Below are 19,076 nucleotides of genomic sequence, written 5' to 3'. Positions count from 1 at the left end.
AAGTTATTGGTAACCACTCTTGGATAAACCTAGGGCAAAGCGGTGCGAGAGGGGCAGGTTTACAACCTATGTCTGAAACGAAATCGGAATCAGCAGCGACTGGTGGCGGCGGGGTCTTGGCCCGCAAACTGGCAGCCACCAAGGAGGGCAAGGGCGGGCTAACCAGTTCCCTGACCCTTAAGGCCTTGCGCCGTTCGATTGCGCGGGCGGCAGCGGATCTGTGTGATCTTCCCGTGGCGGTGCTGGCCGCGCGTCAGGCCAACCGCATTCCCGAAGACCTGCCACCACATTTGTCGGACAAGCATCTGTTGGTGGTGTTGGATGGGCCGCACGGGCGAATTGGGGCCGCCACGCTGGATGCACCGACCGTAACCGCCCTTATTCAACAGCAGACCATGGGGCAGGTTCTGGGTAAGGCGCCGAGCGAGCGGAACTACACCCCGACAGACGCCGCCATGGTTGCCGATTTTCTTGAGCGCACCTTTGCCAAGGTGGTCTCCATGCTGGTCCAGCAGAAAGATGAGGCGATTTTCTCCGGCTATCGTTTCGGAGCACAGGTCGAGGATGTGCGCAGCCTTGTTCTGGGGCTTGAGGCGGAAGACTACCGGGTGATTGAGCTGACGCTGGATCTTGCCTGTGGGGCGATGCAAGGCGGGCTGACCTTGATCCTGCCTGAGCCTTCGCCCGAGGATCTGGGCGAGGCCGGCCAAAACGCCCATCAGGCCGGCCCATCGCTGGGAAGCAATATGGGATCCATGCGGGCCGAGCTGCGCGCTGTTCTGTGCAAGATGAAGGTCCCCGCGAACGAATTTTCCTCGCTTGAGGAAGGAGATCTTCTGCCGCTAGATCAGGCCTACCTCTATGAGACGGAAATGATATCTATCAGCGGTCAGGCCATCGCTCAGGGGCGTCTGGGCCAGATGAATGGCGCCCGCGCTGTCAGGCTAACTGATCCTCGTACGAAACTGGTGAACGACAATGCCGCCGACGAGGGTGCGTTTTCGTCCCACATGGGCGGTGGTGCCGGTGCGCTGGAACATGAACCACCAACCTTGGATCTCTCTGTCGCGGCTGATGGGTTACAGGATCCCATGGGCGGCATGGCCGGAGGCCTTGGCGATGGGATCGGTGATCTCGGGGGCGATCTAGGCGGCTTTGGCGGCGATCTGGGCGGTGACCTCGGAGGTGATCTGGGCGGCGACCTTGGTGGTGATCTGGCGGGCATGCCGATGGCGGGCGACCTTCCTGATGGCCTTGGCGACGGTTTGGGTGATGGGCTTGGTGACGCCATGTCCGGCGATCTACCCGATCTTGGAGATCTGCCAGACCTTGGTGCGATGCCGATGGGCGATGACCTCGGGGATGGCCTAGGTGACGGCCTTGGCGATTTCAGCGCGGACGCCGCTGCGGTGGAAATCTCTGATCTTGCCGGGCTGAACAGTGGCACCGGGTGAACCCTTAAGGCTGAGAACCCGAGAAGAATTAATGGCAGTGCGTGACCCGGACTGCCATTATATTTCCGCGTCTTACAGTGTGAAGCTCATCTACAGCTAGAGTTTCAGCTGACGTGTCAGATGTCGTTTTCAGCAGGGGCTGCCTGTGCTGCCTGAGTGGCCACCGCCATCAACGTCGGGCGCAGCCCATCAAGCTGATAACCGGCCTCTGCAGTGGTGGCGAGGATCTCGTCCACCGGCATAAGCGGCGCTTGGCCCAATGCCCAGACAACCGAGCAGCGGGTGCCGGATGCGCAATAAGCCAGTACCGGACCATCCGAAGCCTCAACAAACGCTTGCTGCTTGGCGACATTCTCTGGTGTCATGGTCTGGTGGGTCAATGGCAGCACCTTGAACCGCAATCCCTGCGCCTCGGCAGCGGTGCGGATGGCATCGGCCTGATGGCTGGGCGGAACCTCAGCATCAGGGCGGTTGCAGATTACCATGGTGAATCCGGCGGCGGCCAGCTGCGGCAGGTCCTCAACCGAAATTTGCGGCGAGACGGAGTAGCGGGGGGTCAACGTGCGTGGGTCCATGATCCTGCCTTTTACGCGCTTGCAGCCGCGCGGTCCAGTCGCAGGGCGACTGCAGGCGCCGCGATCATACCGAGGAGCATTGCTGCGATGAAAATGATGCCGCCGGTGCCGCCATAGCTGAGAGAGGCAATCGCCGGTCCGGGGCAGAGGCCAGCCAGCCCCCAGCCAATGCCAAACAGGATAGATCCGATGATCAGCCGTCGGTCCAGTTCCTGCCGTGGGGGAGACGGAAAGTGGCCGCCGACCAGTGGCGCACGACCGCGGGTCAATTGCCAGGCCAGCGCCATCGGCAGTATGGCCCCGCCCATCACAAAGGCCAGCGTCGGATCCCACGCGCCGAATATATCAAGCCAGCCCTGAACCTTTTGCGTGTCGGTCATGCCAGAGAGAAACAGGCCGAGACCAAACAGCCCGCCAGCTAAGAAAGACAGAAGAAGACGCATCAGATCAGGCTCCAGACATGGCGGAACAGAGCCAGTGTCAGAGCACCGGCTAGAATGTAGATGATGGTTGCGATCAACCCGCGCAGGGACAGCCGGGAGATGCCACAGACGCCGTGACCGGACGTGCAGCCATTGGCAATCCGCGTGCCAAGTCCTACCAGAAGTCCGGCGGCGACAATCACCGCTGTGTTCGGGGTGAGATGCGTATCCGGCGCTTCGGCGACGGTCAGCCACATGACCAGCGGGACCAGAACTACGCCTGCAATGAAGGCCAGCCGTTCAGCCGCGTTGTTGCGACCGCTGCCGTCAATCAGGCCGCCAAGAATGCCGCTAGCCCCCATGATACGCCCATTGCCGAGCAGGTACACCGCACCGCCCGTGCCGATCAGCACGCCACCAATCAGCCCCCAGATCCAGTCTATATTCATGGTGAAATCCTTGTGATCTATCAATCTATGGCTGGGAACTCGGGCCCTTGTCGCACCGGATCTGGCAGCCGTCTGCGAAATGGGTGGCGTTAGGGCGGCCCCATCCGGAAGTTCTGAAATCAGAGTTTGTTGATCGGCACCTTCAGGTAGACATTCCCGTCTGCATCTGCGTCCGGCATCTGGCCTGCGCGCATATTGACCTGCAGAGATGGCAGGATCAGACGCGGCATGGACAGTGTTGCATCGCGAGCATCCCGCATAGCGACGAAGTCCTCTATCGGGCGGCCCCGACCAATGTGGATGTTGAGCGCTTTCTGCTCACCCACCGTGGTTTCCCAGGCATAATCGTCTCGACCCGGTGCCTTGTAGTCATGGCCGACAAAAATACGGGTCTCATCGGGGAGCGTCAGGATTTTCTGGATCGACTGAAACAGGGCTTCGGAGGAGCCACCGGGGAAATCGCAGCGGGCGGTGCCAAAGTCGGGCATAAACAGTGTGTCGCCCACAAATGCAGCATCCCCGATCACATAGGTAAGACAGGCGGGTGTGTGGCCTGGTGTGTGAAGTACATCACCGCGCAGTTGTCCGATGTGGAAACTGTCGCCCTCGCGGAACAGCGCATCAAACTGGCTGCCATCGCGTTGAAATTCCGTGCCTTCGTTGAAAACCTTGCCAAAGGTATCCTGCACCAGGGTGATATTGGCCCCGATGCCGATTTTACCCCCCAGATGCTCCTGAAGGTAGGGGGCGGCTGAGAGGTGGTCGGCGTGGACGTGGCTTTCAAGGATCCACTCAACGCGCAGACCCTCGGCCTTCACCCAGGCGATCATCTCATCGGCAGACCGGGTGTCGGTGCGACCGGCTGCGTGATCGAAATCCAGAACGGAATCGATCAGGGCGCAGGCGGTGCCATCCGGCTCGCGCACGACGTAAGATACGGTGTTTGTCTGTTCATCAAAAAACGCTTTGACGATCGGCTTCATGGGGGACCTCCTGCTGCTTCTTATTACATATATTAAAATGTGAATATGTACAAGGGCGCAGGCGATAAAACTTGCATGGCTATAGCCCGTCGAAAGAGACGGCCATGTTCGGTTCGCTGACTTGCATGATTGTGATTTCCCGCTATGGTTGATCTTGCTCAAGGTCGGATAGCGGGATTCCTGCTATCATTGCGACAGCGGTGTGATGAGCCACGATGAACTGCGTTAAAATTCGGGTGCCGGTATGGAGTTGGAAGGCTGTTGTGCAGTCTCCGGCAATCCTGCTGAGCATCCGGGCTATGTCGCTGATGCGGCCCGACATGCAGGTCCAAGGGAGGAGTGCAGAATGACCAGTGATAACGGGAAGATCGACAATCTTATGCAGCAAGCACAAGGGCTGGAACGCAGAATACTGGCTGCGCATCGGCTGGATCGGCTAGTTTTATATTCTGAGTTCAGCCGAACACTGACCCGTTTGCGGGTCGCGGGTGGCCGCGTTCCAAGCCGCATGCAGCGGTTGGAGCAGATGCTCAGTGAGGAAGCGGCCGAGGAAATGTTCGACAACATGCCCGTCTGAAGCCGCGCCGACCTCGTTTTGCATGGGGAGATAGACCTAGATGTAGGTGTCTTGGGACGGCCACATCTAGGTGTCGTCGGCTGCGATAGCCATGGCCGTTTTGCGTTAGCGATCAGCCGCCCAGTGTCAGCCCCAGCATGACGAGCATCAGCCCAATGACCGACAGAAATAACGCGCCAAGATTATAGGGTAGCACCTTCTGAACCACCGTGCGCAGGGCGTCGTCGTCCAGTTTTTGCCGTTTGGCTTGCATTACGCGCACAACGCTCCACATCAGCCCGATCAGACCTGCTACAGATACGGCCGCTCCGGCCCAAACCATAATCTCGTACATGGCACTCTCCAGTGGCGCGCATCGCTGCGCCGATCGTGTTCGGCCTGCGCCTACCTGATTGCCCGAGGCAGGGCAAGCCAGCCGTGGTCGGGTGCGTATACTGACTGTGGTCGTTTTAGCCTATTCGGGCAGGTCGAGTGTCGGATCTCCCTATCACCGCTTGCGGAGCAAGGGGCGCGATTGTATCTGGAGGGCTGACCCGAGTTTCCACCCTTTGCCGACGGAGCCCACGATGGATATGACCGAAGACGAAAAAAGCGACAGCTACCGTGTGACCGCTGGTGAATTGCGCCAGTTTATTGAACGGTTTGAGCGTCTGGACGCTGAGAAAAAAGATCTTGCTGAGCAGCAGAAAGAGATCATGGCCGAAGCCAAAGCGCGCGGTTACGACACCAAGGTGATCCGTAAGGTGATCGCGCTGCGCAAGCGCGACAAAGACGATATCGCCGAAGAAGAAGCGGTTCTTGAAATGTACAAGGAAGCGCTCGGTATGTGAGCCGATATGGCCTTACATGATGGCGCAAGCCTGTTTGGCCCTTCGTGTTCGCGGAGGGCTTTTTTGTTCTTTAAGTTTGCATATTTTAAGCTTGAAGTAAATTTCATCCTAGTGGATATTGGGACCTGAAAGTGGTTGCGCGGATCGTCGCGCTCAGGACAGGAGCCAAACATGCCGACAGTGAATGTGCACCCCGAAGGCTGGAAACCTGCCAAAGGCTATGCCAACGGCATGATCGGCGAGGGGCGGGTGCTGTTTGTTGGCGGCCAGATTGGCTGGACTGCGGATCAGGTCTTTGAGACGGACGATTTCATCGGTCAGATGAGCCAGGCGCTGGAGAATATTCTGGCAGTCGTGCAGGAAGCTGGTGGCAGCGCCAGCGACATCACCCGGCTGACCTGGTATGTGACCGACAAGGCCGAGTATCTGGCGCATCAGCGTGAGGTCGGGGCGGCCTATCGGGCTGTCATGGGTTACCATTTTCCTGCAATGACGATGGTGGTGGTTGCGGGGCTTGTAGAAGATCGCGCCAAGATCGAGATTGAAGCCACCGCGATGCTCGCCTAACCAGGACCGCGCATCTAATCAGATCTTGTTGAGGCGGCTTTCTGTTCGATTGTTTCGGGCGGAGGGGCGTCTTTTGTCTTGTTTGGGGCAACTGTGCTGACCCTATTTCGAGTGCGCTATCTGCATAAATCTGCCGATTGGGGGGCTTTCCCTTTGCTGCTCAACTTTTGAGCAGGGGAGTATTATTATTTGATCGCAATGTGTTGCTGCTCTTCCTTCAAGAGGGTGATTTAGAAAATCGACGGGTTAAAAATTTTACCAGTTGATAAAAAATCAAACTGTGGCACTCTGATTTGCATAAAAACCAAATCCAGGGAGACACCCAATGGCGACCAGCCATCAGGCATCCGGCATCCAGGCAGGGCGTTTGTCCGCCTCCGAAATTGCCGATAACTTTGGAGACCTGCATCCACAATATGAGGCGCATGAGGCGGCAGTGGCAGCGGATCGCTGTTATTTCTGCTACGATGCGCCCTGCATGACGGCATGTCCCACCACCATCGACATTCCTCAGTTCATTCGCGAGATTCAGACCGGCCATCCGGAAGCGGCAGCGAAGACTATTCTGGAACAGAACATCCTTGGCGGCATGTGCGCCCGGGTGTGTCCGACCGAGACACTCTGTGAGGAAGCCTGCGTCCGCGAGGCGGCTGAGGGCAAGCCGGTTGAGATCGGTCGCCTGCAGCGCCATGCCACCGACACGTTGATGGAGAAGGGCGTGCATCCCTTCACGCGCGCAGCGGCAACGGGCAAGCGGGTCGCTGTGGTAGGCGCGGGCCCTGCAGGATTGGCAGCGGCGCACCGTCTGGCAATGCTGGGCAATGATGTAGTCATCTATGAGGCCCGGCCCAAGGCGGGTGGCCTCAACGAATTTGGGATTGCCGCCTATAAATCGACCGAGAATTTCGCCAGCCGTGAAGTGGATTGGCTGCTTCAAATCGGTGGGATCACCGTGGAATACGGCAAGAAGCTCGGAGCTGAGCTGAGCTTGGACGCGCTCAAAGCCGATTATGATGCGGTGTTCCTGTCGATCGGTCTTGGCGGCGTCAATGCGCTGCGTGCGGAGGGCGAGGACAAGGATGGTGTGCGTGACGCGGTCGACTTTATCGCGGAGCTGCGCCAGGCCGAGGATCTGACCAATCTGCCGGTTGGGCGCAATGTGGTTGTGATCGGCGGCGGGATGACGGCAGTGGATGCAGCGGTGCAATCCAAGCTTCTTGGTTCAGAGACTGTGACCATCGCCTATCGCCGGGGCCGTGACGCCATGGGCGCAAGCCGCTTTGAGCAGGATCTGGCTGCAACCAAAGGGGTGCGCCTGTTGTTCAATGTTCAACCTGTCGCGGTGCATGGCAACGGTGCCTGTGCTGAAATCGAGCTGGAATATACCAAAAGCGAGGGCGGCCAGTTGAGCGGCACCGGAGAGACGGTGCGGATAGCAGCGGATCAGATCTACAAGGCGATTGGACAGACGCTGGAGGATCAGCCTGATGCGCTGGCGCTTGAAGGGCGCAAGATCAAGGTGGACGGGCGGGGCCGCACGTCGCTTGCCGGGGTCTGGGCCGGGGGGGATTGCGCCTCTGGTGGAGAAGATCTCACCGTGACAGCCGTCGCCGAAGGTCGCGACGCCGCTATGGATATCCACGCCAGCCTGATGGGCTAAGCCAGCCACGGGGCCAGACCCGGCCCTGTGTTGCCAGTGTAAGGAACAGACAAATGGCTGATCTGACAGCAGATTTCCTGGGGATCAAATCTCCGAACCCGTTCTGGCTCGCCTCTGCGCCGCCAACGGACAAAGAATATAACGTGCGCCGTGCCTTTGAGGCCGGCTGGGGCGGGGTGGTCTGGAAGACCCTTGGTTCCGAAGGGCCGCCGGTCGTCAATGTGAACGGACCGCGCTATGGTGCCATCTGGGGCGCGGATCGTCGGCTTCTCGGCCTCAACAATATTGAGCTGATCACGGATCGCCCGCTTGAGGTGAACCTCGAAGAAATCACCCGTGTGAAGAAGGACTATCCAGATCGTGCCATCATCGTATCGCTGATGGTGCCCTGCGAGGAGCAGGCGTGGAAAGATATCCTCCCGCGCGTTGAGGCAACGGGTGCGGATGGCATTGAACTGAACTTCGGCTGCCCGCATGGGATGGCGGAGCGCGGCATGGGGTCTGCCGTGGGGCAGGTGCCGGAATACATCCAGATGGTCACGGAGTGGTGCAAGAAATACTACTCCAAACCGGTGATCGTGAAGCTGACGCCGAATATCACTGATATTCGTCACCCTGCACGTGCGGCGAAGGCTGGCGGGGCAGATGCGGTCAGCCTCATCAACACCATTAACTCCATTGTGTCAGTAAATCTTGATGCCATGGCGCCGGAGCCGACCATTGGCGACAAAGGTACACATGGCGGGTATTGCGGCCCAGCGGTGAAGCCGATTGCGCTGAATATGGTGGCCGAAATTGCCCGTTGCCCGCAAACTCATGGTCTGCCGATTTCAGCGATCGGTGGCGTCACAACCTGGCGCGATGCGGCTGAGTTCATGACCATGGGCGCTGGCAATGTGCAGGTCTGCACCGCCGCCATGACCTATGGGTTCAATGTGGTGAAGGAGATGATCTCTGGCCTGAACCAGTGGATGGACGACAAAGGCTATGACCGGCTGGATGATTTTGTTGGCAAGGCTGTGCCAAATGTCACCGACTGGCAATATCTGGATCTGAACTACGTCGCCAAGGCCAAGATCAATCAGGATGATTGCATCAAATGTGGCCGCTGCTTTGCCGCCTGCGAGGACACGTCACATCAGGCCATCGCCATGAGCGAGGATCGCGTCTTCACCGTGAAAGATGACGAATGCGTGGCCTGTAACCTCTGCGTCAATGTTTGCCCGGTCGAAGGCTGCATCACCATGGAGGAGGTGCCCGCCGGGCAGATCGATGAACGCACGGGCGAGGTTGTTTCCGACGATTATGCCAATTGGACAACCCATCCGAACAACCCCTCAGTGACCGCTGCGGAGTAAGCGGAGGTCACCGGCCTGCCATGGTCGGATGGAGTGACATAAGAAACGGCGCGCCCTGATCGGCGCGCCGTTTTTTATTTGTCTTATCAATAAAGAGAGCGACACTCAGCCAGTGCTGGTGTCAGTGGGTATTGGCGGGTGTCAGCATGCGCCTGAACATTCGATCCAGATGCTCTGGCGCCGCACCAAAAGGATCCTCATCCCCCATCAACGTTCGCACCTGAACATCAAAATCCGCATAATGCTGGGTCAGTGACCAGACCGAGAACAGCAAGTGTTTCGGATGGGTCGGGTTCAGCTTGCCTGCGTTCATCCAGCCTTCGATCAGATCCGCTTTTTCTTCCAGCAGAGGTTTCAGATCCTTGGATAGGGTCTCCAGCATCCGCGGCGCACCCTGCACAATTTCATTGGCAAACAGCCGACTTTCGCGCGGGAAATCCCGGCTCATCTGCAATTTGCGCTGCACATAGGCCAAGAATTCTTCCAGCGGATCGCCCTCGGGATCAATGGCGCGTAGCGGATCCAGCCATGTGTCGAGAAGGCCCGACAGCAGTTCGGTAAAAATCGCCTCCTTCGAGGGGAAGTAATAAAGCAGATTGGGCTTGCTTAACCCGGCGGCGCGGGCAATCTGGTCGACGGTGGCACCGCGAAAGCCGCTGTTGGAAAACACCTCAAGGGCGGCTTCCAGAATGGTGGCGCGATTCTTTTTCTGAATACGGGTCGGGCTGCGATCCTTGGGCATCGGGCTGTTCGGGCTCTTCCTGGGGGCCGCAACACCGCTGCGCGCCTGATTTTCACTCAACCGGCTCTGCCTGCCGGAGTTTTCTTGCTTCGTTAGACGCAATTTCTTGACTGAATGTCCACCCGTGATAGCCTGAGTTTGACCAGTTGGTCAAATCATGACCAGCGTTTCAAAGCCACCGACAAGGCGCAAAGCCGCACGTCCCTGCGAAAAAGCAGGGCAACAGGGAAGGAAGCTGAGATGACGTCGCTTGGACAGAATCTGAAGATCAATGGCGACAGGCTGTGGGACAGCCTGATGGAAATGGCAAAAATCGGCCCCGGTGTCGCAGGCGGTAACAACCGTCAGACCCTGACCGATGCAGACGCCGAGGGACGCGCGCTGTTTCAGACGTGGTGCGAGGCAGCAGGCTGCACCATGGGGCTGGACACGATGGGCAATATGTTTGCCCGGCGCGAAGGGACCGACCCCGATGCGCTGCCGGTCTATATGGGATCGCATCTGGATACGCAGCCCACAGGCGGCAAATACGATGGTGTGCTTGGGGTGCTGGGCGGATTGGAAGTTGTCCGCACGCTTAATGATCTTGGCATCAAGACCAAACATCCGATTGTCGTGACAAACTGGACCAATGAGGAGGGCACGCGGTTTGCACCTGCGATGCTGGCCTCTGGTGTGTTTGCCGGAAAGCACACGCAGGATTGGGCCTATTCCCGCGAGGATGCGGACGGTAAAACATTCGGCGATGAACTGAAGCGTATTGGCTGGATCGGCGACGAGGAGGTCGGCGCCCGCAAGATGCACGCGATGTTTGAGCTGCACATTGAACAGGGGCCGATCCTTGAAGCGGAAAACAAGGATATCGGCGTTGTCACTCATGGTCAGGGGTTGTGGTGGCTGCAATGCACCGTCACTGGCAAGGATGCGCATACCGGCTCCACTCCGATGAATATGCGGGTCAATGCGGGCTTAGGTATGGCGCGCATGACAGAAGCCGCGCATCAGATCGCCATGGCACACCAGCCCCATGCGGTGGGCGCCGTTGGTCACTGTGATGTCTATCCAAACTCTCGCAATGTGATCCCCGGCAAAGTGGTGTTTACGGTCGATTTTCGCTCGCCTGATCTGGAGAAACTGACCTCAATGCGGGCACAATATGAGGTGAAGGCGAAGGAAATTGCTGATGAGCTTGGTCTTGGACTTGAGATCGAGCCGGTCGGGCATTTTGATCCCGTAACCTTTGACGAGGGCTGCGTGAGTGCTGTGCGTTCCGCTGCTGAGCGGCTGGGCTATAGCCATATGGATATCGTCTCCGGCGCCGGGCATGATGCCTGCTGGATCAACGATCTGGCCCCGACCGCAATGATCATGTGCCCCTGCGTTGACGGGCTGAGTCACAATGAGGCGGAGGATATCTCCAAGGACTGGGCGGCAGCTGGCACAGATGTCATGTTGCACGCAGTTCTGGAGACTGCTGAAATCGTCGCATAGGGGGGGCGCTGCCCCCGCCGCGCCAGCGCGGCTCCCCCGGGATATTTCGGGCCAGAAGATGCCTGTGCCGTTGGGGGTAACAAGAAAGATGCGGCAATGACCGCGCTCTCACAGGGAGATAGACCATGGCGAAAGTCATCAAGAACGGCACCATCGTGACGGCGGATCTGACCTATAAGGCGGATGTGCTGATCGAGAATGGTATAATCACCGAGATTGGTCAGGGGCTGAAAGGGGACGAGGAGCTGGACGCAACCGGCTGCTACGTGATGCCGGGCGGCATTGATCCGCATACGCATTTGGAGATGCCCTTTATGGGGACATACTCCAGCGATGATTTTGAGAGTGGGACGCGGGCGGGGCTTGCTGGCGGCACCACCATGGTGGTGGATTTTGCGCTGCCCAACCCGGGTGAAAGCCTGCTGGACGCGCTGAAGCGCTGGGACAATAAGTCGACCCGTGCCAACTGCGACTACTCGTTCCATATGGCGGTGACCTGGTGGGGAGAGCAAGTCTTTGACGATATGAAAACCGTCATTGAAACGCGGGGCATCAACACCTTCAAACACTTCATGGCCTATAAGGGCGCGTTGATGGTGAATGATGATGAGCTCTATGCCTCGTTTCAGCGGCTGTCGGAGCTGGGCGGCATTGCCATGGTACATGCCGAAAACGGAGATGTGGTAGCCGAATTGTCGGCCAAGCTCTTGGCGGAGGGCAACAATGGTCCCGAGGCGCATGCCTATTCCCGTCCGCCGCAGGTGGAGGGCGAGGCCACCAATCGCGCCATCATGATCGCCGATATGGCAGGCGTGCCGCTTTATGTGGTGCATACGTCCTGCGAAGACAGTCACGAGGCCATCCGACGTGCGCGTATGCAGGGCAAACGTGTTTGGGGTGAGCCGTTGATCCAGCATCTGACGCTGGATGAAAGTGAGTATTTCAATCAGGACTGGGATCATGCGGCGCGTCGGGTGATGTCGCCGCCGTTCCGCAACAAGCAGCATCAGGACAGTCTTTGGAACGGGTTGCAATCTGGCTCGCTGTCGGTTGTGGCAACAGATCACTGTGCCTTTACCACGGCGCAGAAACGCACTGGTGTGGGTGATTTCACCAAGATACCCAATGGCACCGGCGGGTTGGAAGACCGGATGCCGATGCTGTGGACGCATGGGGTGGCCACAGGCCGGCTGACACCGAATGAGTTTGTTGCCGTGACATCGACCAATATTGCCAAGATCCTGAATTGCTACCCCAAGAAAGGTGCGGTTCTTGTCGGGGCGGATGCGGATCTGGTGGTCTGGGATCCTGAAAAGACCAAGGTAATCTCGGCGGCGAGCCAGCAGTCGGCGATCGACTATAACGTCTTTGAGGGGCATGAGGTGAAGGGGTTGCCGCGCTTTACCCTGACCCGTGGCCATGTGGCGGTTCATGATGGTGAGATCCGCTGTCAGGAGGGCCATGGCACCTTCGTTGAGCGCGAGGCCAATGCGACGGTGAACAAGGCGTTGTCGACCTGGAAAGATCTGACGGCGCCGCGTCCGGTGGAACGGTCGGGTATTCCGGTGACAGGTGTGTAATTCAGGGACGGGCTGCCAGTATTGGCGGCCCGTTTTCCTGTATGAAATCAAGGCGAATAGATGAATATGGAAACGACCACCCAGGCGCTCAATTCCCAGGCCGCCGCTTCCGATATCACCCCGCAGGCGCCGGTTATCGAGGCGCGCAATCTGGACCTGACCTTTCAGACCAGTGACGGCCCGGTGCATGCGCTGAAGGACGTGAGCCTAGAGATCAACAAAGGCGATTTTGTCTCCTTCATCGGCCCGTCTGGGTGTGGCAAGACCACGTTCTTGCGCTGCATCGCGGCGTTGGAACAACCCACTGGCGGCGCGCTGACGGTCAATGGAATGACGCCGGATGAGGCCCGCAGGCAACGCGCCTACGGCTATGTGTTTCAGGCTGCCGGGCTATATCCCTGGCGGACGATCGCCAAGAACATCAAACTGCCGCTTGAAATCATGGGCTATTCCAAGGCTGAGCAGGCCGCGCGGGTCGAGCAGGTGCTGGAGCTGGTGGAACTGGCGGGGTTTGGTGGAAAATACCCCTGGCAGCTGTCGGGGGGAATGCAGCAGCGGGCCAGCATTGCGCGGGCATTGGCGTTTGATGCGGATATCCTGTTGATGGATGAGCCCTTTGGGGCGCTGGATGAGATTGTCCGGGATCACCTGAATGAACAGTTGCTGAAGTTGTGGGCGCGGACCAATAAGACCATCGGTTTTGTCACACACTCCATTCCGGAGGCGGTTTACCTGTCCACGAAGATCGTAGTGATGTCACCGCGTCCGGGGCGCATTCACGATGTGATCGACAGCCCGCTGCCGAAAGAACGGCCTTTGGACATTCGCGACAGCGCTGAGTTTATCGAGATCGCGCATCGCGTCCGTGACGGTCTGCGCGCGGGGCATGCGGATGACTGATCGGCGAAGCGGCAGAGATACGCCACCGGAAAATTCGAATTTTCCGGTGAGTTTTCTTCAGAGAAAATTGGCGTCGCATGTGATCGTGTGGAAAGGGGCAGGATCATGAAAACAGCGCTTGCTGTCTTAAGCGTCCTCGCGGCAATTGCCGTGATCTGGTATGCGGCCTGCGTTCCGATGAACATCAAGGGGGTCCTGGATGCCGCGGAGCGTGGGGGTGCAGAGGTGGTTCCAGCCACCGCCCGCGACCGTCGGGACATGGGTTCGTTTGGTTTGGCGGCGGCCAACTCCTTTGCCATAGGTGATGTCTGGTCACAGGACCGGCCCCGACTGCCAGCGCCGCATCAGGTCGCAGCGGAGTTGTGGGAGACGACGGTGGAGAAGAAGCTCACCTCCAAGCGGAGCCTGATCTACCACGGGCAGGTGACGCTTTCTGCGACATTGCTCGGGTTTGTTATTGGCACCGGGCTTGGCATTTTGCTCGCGGTTGGCATCGTGCATAGCCGAGTTATGGATATGTCGGTGATGCCCTGGGCGATTGTCAGCCAGACCATTCCGATTATCGCTCTGGCCCCGATGATCATCGTGGTTTTGTACTCCATCGGCGTGCAGGGGATCCTGCCGAAGGCGGTGATTTCGGCCTATCTCAGTTTCTTTCCGGTTGTTGTTGGTATGGTCAAGGGGCTGCGCAGCCCTGATCAGATGCAGCTGGATTTGCTGAAGACCTATAATGCGAGCCTGGGGCAGGGGTTCTGGAAGCTGCGCCTGCCGGCATCGATGCCCTATCTGTTTGCCTCTTTGAAAATTGGTATCGCAGCTTCGCTGGTGGGGGCCATCGTCGGGGAGTTGCCGACCGGTGCCGTCGCGGGGCTGGGCGCAAGGCTTCTGGCAGGCAGCTACTATGGGCAGACCGTACAGATCTGGTCAGCGCTGTTTGCCGCTGCAATTCTGGCCGCCGCATTGGTTGCCCTGCTGGGCGTGATTGAGCGGCTGGTTCTGAAACGGATGGGGGTGCAGGCATGAGTATTGGTCGGATTGAGGACGCTGCCTTTGCCGTTTTGCGGCTCAGCCGGGATATTCCGGCCCAGAAGAACGGAAGGCGTGGCCAATGGTGATGGTATCTATGGCACTGCTTGTTTGGTGTGGCGGTTGGTGGCTGAATGGCCGACTGGCCAATAGTCCGGCATCAAATACCTCTGCAGTGAAGCTACTGGTTCCGGCCATCTTTGGTGTAACCCTGCTGATTGTCTGGGAGTTGCTGGTGCGCGGGCTTGAGGTCTCGCTGGTAATCCTGCCAGCCCCCAGCGTCATCGCTGCGCGCTTTGCCACAAGCGTGCCGGTTCTGTGGCAGGACTTTCAGCAGACAATCCTGAAGGGCGCGCTGTCCGGCTATGTCATGGGCTGCGGTGCTGCGTTGCTGATGGCAATTGCGGTGGATCGCAGCGGTTTCCTACGTCGTGGGCTGTTGCCAGTAGGGAATTTTGTTGCCGCGCTGCCCATTGTCGGCACAGCCCCTATTCTCGTGATGTGGTTCGGATTTGACTGGCAGTCCAAAGCGGCGGTTGTTGTGGTGATGGTGTTCTTCCCGGTCCTTGTGAATACGGTGGCGGGGCTGCGCGAAACCTCAGCGATGCAACGCGATCTGATGCAGACCTATGCGGCCAGTTATTGGCAAAGCTTCTTCAAGCTGCGCCTGCCGGCTGCCCTGCCGTTTATCTTTAACGGGCTGAAGATCTCCACAACGCTGGCGCTGGTTGGGGCCATCGTGGCGGAGTTTTTCGGTTCACCAACCGTGGGCATGGGGTTTCGGATCTCGACCTCGGTTGGGCAGCTGGCACTGGATATGGTCTGGGCCGAGATTCTTGTGGCAGCACTGGCCGGGTCGGCATTTTATGGCATGATGGCGCTGATTGAGAAAACGCTCACCTTCTGGCACCCGTCGCAACGGGGATAGGCAGCTATGCGACCTGCGGTTTGGACGTTGGCGCCAACTGGAAGAAAACCTTTGGAGACAGCGGGGTAACTCGCGCAGAATTCAGGACTACAACCAGATATAACAACAGGGAGAAGACAGATGAAAACACTGCTGACCGCCGCCGCCATGGCGCTGGGGGCTGCGTCGGTGGCGCAAGCCGCCGATGAGGTGAAGTTGCAGCTGAAATGGGTCACACAGGCCCAGTTTGCAGGCTATTATGTCGCGTTGGATCAGGGGTTCTATGAGGCCGAGGATCTGGATGTCACCATTCTGCCTGGTGGTCCGGATATTGCGCCGACCCAGGTGATTGCCGGCGGTGGTGCCGATGTAACCGTCGAATGGATGCCTGCGGCGTTGGCTGCGCGGGAGAAAGGTCTGCCGCTGGTCAATATCGCCCAGCCGTACAAGAGTTCCGGCATGATGCTGACCTGTTGGAAAGATACCGGTATTGCTGCGCCTGAAGATCTGGCCAACCGAACCCTTGGCGTCTGGTTTTTCGGCAATGAATTCCCTTTCATGAGCTGGATGAGCCAGCTGGGTATTTCGACTGAAGGGAAAGGCGAAAAAGGTGTCGAGGTTCTGAAGCAGGGCTTCAATGTCGACCCGCTGTTGCAGCGTCAGGCGGATTGCATTTCGACCATGACCTACAATGAATATTGGCAGGTGATTGATGCGGGCGTGGCCCCGGATGAACTGATTACCTTCAAATATGAGGATCAGGGCGTGGCAACGCTTGAAGATGGTCTTTATGTGCTGGAAGAAAACCTGAATGATCCGGCCTTTGTCGACAAGATGCAGCGTTTCGTGCGCGCCTCGATGAAGGGCTGGAAATGGGCCGAGGAAAATCCGGATAACGCGGCGGAGATTGTCCTGGACAATGATGCTTCCGGCGCCCAGACCGAGGAGCACCAGAAGCGGATGATGTCTGAGGTGGCCAAGCTCACGGCTGGCAGCAATGGTGCGCTGGATGAGGCGGACTATCAGCGCACGGTGAAGACGCTTCTGAATGGCGGTTCAAGCCCTGTGATCACCAAAGAGCCTGAGGGCGCCTGGACGCATGTGATTACTGACGCTGCGCTGAACTAAGCTTCGCGTATGTGGAATTCATCCCGTCCGCCTCTGCGGGCGGGATTTTTATTTGCCGTGAGATATGCGTTTAACGTGCTGATTTTTTACGTATTGATGACACTGAAATTGTCAGAAATTTAATGGGTTAGTAAGATGAGAGACAGTTTGCGGCGGAAGATCGTCACGGTTTGCGACGAGAAGATAGCCAAAAAGGGAGAAAATGTGGGGCTGTCTTTTTATGCGTTTTTTGCCAATCGGAATGACGATCCGGTGCGGCTGATGGAGGCGGCAGATTGGTGGATCAAACGACATCAGTTGGATCATTTCGAAAAGGCCGTAAAGATTAGGGACATGGTGAAAGCCGGTCTTTGACTGGGACAGCGATCGCGTGTGCATCGTTATTTGGCCTGATGTCCTGAATGCAGGGCCGTTTGGCGAGTACTCGGCGGGGCGCGGTCTGACCGGGCAAAACACTCTCTTTTGTTGAAGAGATCTCGACTGTATGCGCCGGGCATGTGGGTGTTTAGGAATAAATGACAGTTAAAAGTTGAGTCTTATTTTCGATTACTCGTTACTGCTGGGCATTCCGTGGTAGCCTCGTCTCATCAAACGATGGAGCGTTTTGGCCGTGGTTTGGTTCTCAATCCGAAGGGAGAGACCATGACTGTCTGGGAAAATGTCCAACTGTGTCTGCGCTCTCAGCCCGATCTGCAGGATATGGCTGAGCGCAAAACTACGGTCCGGGTGTCGCATCCTGGATCCTCCTACCGGCGTTATAATCCGGAGAGCCACGTCCGTTGGCCACTGGCCGACCTTTGTGAGGCGGCGGCGCAGCGCAGGGGGCAGCCTTGCACGGGCACCGGGTCCATGCGGGGCGCTGATCAAGTGCTGGTGATGTATGATGCGGGGCGCGAGACTGGATTGGCATGGTTGAAAGATCGAGTGTCGCTGAGCAGCATGGATGTCACTGCAGCGTCGACTCGGGGGCTGGAGCGCGCAGGTCATGCGGATTTGTTGCACGCGATCTCCGACGGTTTCGACTGGGTTCTTCTGGAAGCTGCATCAGAAGAGAATGCGCGTCTCGCTCAGCTGCGTGAGATGGAGCTGGCGGCTTGCCTTGGACTGGAAGACCGTGTTGTCCTGTTTCAGTCTGTGGAGCATCTGGAACAATTGCTAACCGAAGGTATTTCACAGCTTCCGGTCCTGGAACACCGCTATATAGACAATGAGAACCGGGCCAAACCAACCCGTCGGCGCGAGGCTTTGCAGTTATTTGCAAGCGTGACCCTGTCTGCAGAGATGAATGTGATCGCCTTGCCGCAGGATGCGCCCTACGGCGGGATTGAGCTGACGGGTGATTGCACCTTTTGTCAGGCCTGCACCTGGGTGTGTCCGACCAATGCACTGATCGGGGCGGAGAATGGCGGCGGGCTGGACTTCCTCGAGGCTGATTGCATGCAATGCGGGTTATGTGTGTCGGTGTGTCGCCAAAACGCGATCCGGCTTGTGCCACGGCTGGAGCTGTCACGGAACCGGATGCCAGTATCGCTGACACATCAGGATTTTTTCTGGTCGGATGGGGTGTCCGGCCCCAATGCTGCAGATGCTGTTGCCGCCGACCCGGTGCAGGAACAATGCCTGCAGACAACGGGTGGCCCCCTAATTGCGCCTGCGCCGGAAAACCATCCTCTCCGGGATGATGAAGACCAACACGGGCCAGATGATTGGCCAAATGGCGGCACCGGCAGTAGGGCAGGAGAGGCGGCGGAAGTTACAGACCGGGCACCAGCGACACGGCCAACACTGCGACAGATTTCAGACCTTCGGCGCGGGCCATGGCCGGATCTGGCGCGCATTTTGGCATTCTTTGGAGCTGATCGGGCGGATAAGTTGTCCTAGGGCGCGATCGGGCCGTTATTATAGGTCACGCGGCTAGCCCTGTTCCAGAAACCCACCATATTGACCTCGTTTGAAAATCAGACCCTTGCCGGGGCGGCTGGTGGTGCGCAGAACAGCCCCCACCAGGATGCTGTGATCACCGCCATCGTGGCAGGCGTGCTTGCGGCAATCGAAACGGGCAATGACATTGGGCAGCACGGGCACACCATTGTCGTTCTGGTTCTCCGGCACGCAGGAGAAATCTTCACCGTTGCGGGCAAAATGCATTGCCATGTCCAACTGATCCTCTGCCATCACATGAATGGCAAAATGGGAGGTCGCGACAAAGGGATCGTGACGCTTGGACTGCCGTGCGGGACACCATAGCAACAGCGGCGGATCCATGGAGACAGATGTGAAACTGTTGGCTGTGATCGCCAACGGACCCCGGTCTGTGCGGGTGGTCACAACAGTGACACCGGTGCCGAAGCATCCCAGAGCATCGCGATAGGCCCGCAGGCTGTCGGGGCCGGGAATAAAGCTGGTTTCGGACATATCGCGCGCGCT

General features: G+C 58.2%; 21 protein-coding genes. 14 read left to right on the top strand and 7 right to left on the bottom strand.

The features are described from left to right. Positions 1-68 precede the first annotated feature (68 nt). Entirely contained in the window at positions 69-1,454 is a 1,386-nt protein-coding gene (locus GAL_RS10405; protein ID WP_024097543.1) for a FliM/FliN family flagellar motor switch protein, read from the top strand. Between the two features lie 116 nt (positions 1,455-1,570). On the opposite strand, the gene GAL_RS10400 is transcribed toward GAL_RS10405, so the two are convergent. The 4 genes from GAL_RS10400 to GAL_RS10385 form a co-directional block, all read right to left on the bottom strand. After that, positions 1,571-2,029: a TIGR01244 family sulfur transferase gene (locus tag GAL_RS10400; protein ID WP_024097542.1), complete on the bottom strand. Its 459-nt coding sequence runs from the start codon at positions 2,027-2,029 to the stop codon at positions 1,571-1,573. 11 nt (positions 2,030-2,040) lie between these two features. After that, a complete protein-coding gene (locus tag GAL_RS10395; protein ID WP_024097541.1) occupies positions 2,041-2,472 on the bottom strand; it encodes a DUF6691 family protein in 432 nt (143 codons plus the stop codon). Then, a complete protein-coding gene (locus GAL_RS10390) occupies positions 2,472-2,900 on the bottom strand; it encodes a YeeE/YedE family protein (protein ID WP_024097540.1) in 429 nt (142 codons plus the stop codon). Before GAL_RS10390 ends, GAL_RS10395 begins: the two co-directional genes overlap by 1 nt. Before the next feature lie 119 nt (positions 2,901-3,019). Beyond that, positions 3,020-3,883, bottom strand: a complete 864-nt coding sequence (locus tag GAL_RS10385; protein WP_024097539.1) for an MBL fold metallo-hydrolase — start codon at positions 3,881-3,883, stop codon at positions 3,020-3,022. Between the two features lie 346 nt (positions 3,884-4,229). On the opposite strand from GAL_RS10385, the gene GAL_RS10380 reads away from it, so the two are divergent. Continuing rightward, on the top strand, positions 4,230-4,460 hold the full coding sequence (locus GAL_RS10380; RefSeq protein WP_024097538.1) for a hypothetical protein: 231 nt from the start codon (positions 4,230-4,232) through the stop codon (positions 4,458-4,460). 112 nt (positions 4,461-4,572) lie between these two features. Here GAL_RS10380 and GAL_RS10375 read toward each other — a convergent pair whose 3' ends face one another. After that, entirely contained in the window at positions 4,573-4,794 is a 222-nt protein-coding gene (locus tag GAL_RS10375) for a hypothetical protein (RefSeq protein ID WP_024097537.1), read from the bottom strand. A 232-nt stretch (positions 4,795-5,026) separates the two neighbouring features. Between GAL_RS10375 and GAL_RS10370 the strand changes: the two genes are divergently transcribed. The 4 genes from GAL_RS10370 to preA all read left to right on the top strand — a co-directional run bounded on the left by GAL_RS10370 (position 5,027) and on the right by preA (position 8,875). Beyond that, complete coding sequence (locus tag GAL_RS10370) at positions 5,027-5,290, top strand: DUF2312 domain-containing protein (protein WP_014874404.1); 264 nt, start codon at positions 5,027-5,029, stop codon at positions 5,288-5,290. A 171-nt stretch (positions 5,291-5,461) separates the two neighbouring features. Next, on the top strand, positions 5,462-5,857 hold the full coding sequence (locus GAL_RS10365; protein ID WP_024097535.1) for a RidA family protein: 396 nt from the start codon (positions 5,462-5,464) through the stop codon (positions 5,855-5,857). A gap of 325 nt (positions 5,858-6,182) precedes the next feature. Next, positions 6,183-7,517: an NAD(P)-dependent oxidoreductase gene (locus GAL_RS10360; protein ID WP_024097534.1), complete on the top strand. Its 1,335-nt coding sequence runs from the start codon at positions 6,183-6,185 to the stop codon at positions 7,515-7,517. A 53-nt stretch (positions 7,518-7,570) separates the two neighbouring features. Next, the gene (gene preA / locus GAL_RS10355; protein ID WP_024097533.1) at positions 7,571-8,875 is read left to right on the top strand and encodes an NAD-dependent dihydropyrimidine dehydrogenase subunit PreA; all 1,305 of its coding nucleotides are present in this window, start codon (positions 7,571-7,573) and stop codon (positions 8,873-8,875) included. 121 nt (positions 8,876-8,996) lie between these two features. On the opposite strand, the gene GAL_RS10350 is transcribed toward preA, so the two are convergent. Next, a complete protein-coding gene (locus GAL_RS10350) occupies positions 8,997-9,617 on the bottom strand; it encodes a TetR family transcriptional regulator C-terminal domain-containing protein (RefSeq protein WP_040104058.1) in 621 nt (206 codons plus the stop codon). A 240-nt stretch (positions 9,618-9,857) separates the two neighbouring features. Here GAL_RS10350 and GAL_RS10345 point away from each other — a divergent pair, with 240 nt between their 5' ends. The 8 genes from GAL_RS10345 to GAL_RS10310 all read left to right on the top strand — a co-directional run bounded on the left by GAL_RS10345 (position 9,858) and on the right by GAL_RS10310 (position 18,530). Beyond that, entirely contained in the window at positions 9,858-11,108 is a 1,251-nt protein-coding gene (locus tag GAL_RS10345; protein ID WP_024097531.1) for a Zn-dependent hydrolase, read from the top strand. Between the two features lie 125 nt (positions 11,109-11,233). Continuing rightward, positions 11,234-12,688, top strand: coding sequence for a dihydropyrimidinase (hydA, locus tag GAL_RS10340; protein WP_024097530.1), 1,455 nt, complete (start codon positions 11,234-11,236; stop codon positions 12,686-12,688). Between the two features lie 60 nt (positions 12,689-12,748). Further along, complete coding sequence (locus GAL_RS10335; RefSeq protein ID WP_024097529.1) at positions 12,749-13,588, top strand: ABC transporter ATP-binding protein; 840 nt, start codon at positions 12,749-12,751, stop codon at positions 13,586-13,588. 105 nt (positions 13,589-13,693) lie between these two features. After that, positions 13,694-14,611, top strand: a complete 918-nt coding sequence (locus GAL_RS10330; protein WP_024097528.1) for an ABC transporter permease — start codon at positions 13,694-13,696, stop codon at positions 14,609-14,611. 85 nt (positions 14,612-14,696) lie between these two features. Continuing rightward, a complete protein-coding gene (locus tag GAL_RS10325) occupies positions 14,697-15,542 on the top strand; it encodes an ABC transporter permease (RefSeq protein ID WP_024097527.1) in 846 nt (281 codons plus the stop codon). Positions 15,543-15,662: 120 nt separating this feature from the next. Continuing rightward, positions 15,663-16,649, top strand: coding sequence for an ABC transporter substrate-binding protein (locus tag GAL_RS10320; RefSeq protein WP_024097526.1), 987 nt, complete (start codon positions 15,663-15,665; stop codon positions 16,647-16,649). 135 nt (positions 16,650-16,784) lie between these two features. After that, positions 16,785-17,003 carry a DUF6500 family protein gene (locus tag GAL_RS10315; protein WP_024097525.1) on the top strand — a complete coding sequence of 73 codons (219 nt, stop codon included), beginning with the start codon at positions 16,785-16,787 and terminating at the stop codon, positions 17,001-17,003. Positions 17,004-17,291: 288 nt separating this feature from the next. Continuing rightward, positions 17,292-18,530: a 4Fe-4S dicluster domain-containing protein gene (locus GAL_RS10310; RefSeq protein WP_024097524.1), complete on the top strand. Its 1,239-nt coding sequence runs from the start codon at positions 17,292-17,294 to the stop codon at positions 18,528-18,530. Positions 18,531-18,563: 33 nt separating this feature from the next. On the opposite strand, the gene GAL_RS10305 is transcribed toward GAL_RS10310, so the two are convergent. Further along, positions 18,564-19,064, bottom strand: a complete 501-nt coding sequence (locus GAL_RS10305; protein WP_024097523.1) for a flavin reductase family protein — start codon at positions 19,062-19,064, stop codon at positions 18,564-18,566. Between the last annotated feature and the right edge of the window lie 12 nt (positions 19,065-19,076).

Source organism: Phaeobacter gallaeciensis DSM 26640 (assembly GCF_000511385.1).
Classification (GTDB): Bacteria; Pseudomonadota; Alphaproteobacteria; order Rhodobacterales; family Rhodobacteraceae; genus Phaeobacter; species Phaeobacter gallaeciensis.
This window is presented reverse-complemented; position numbering and strand designations above follow the sequence as displayed.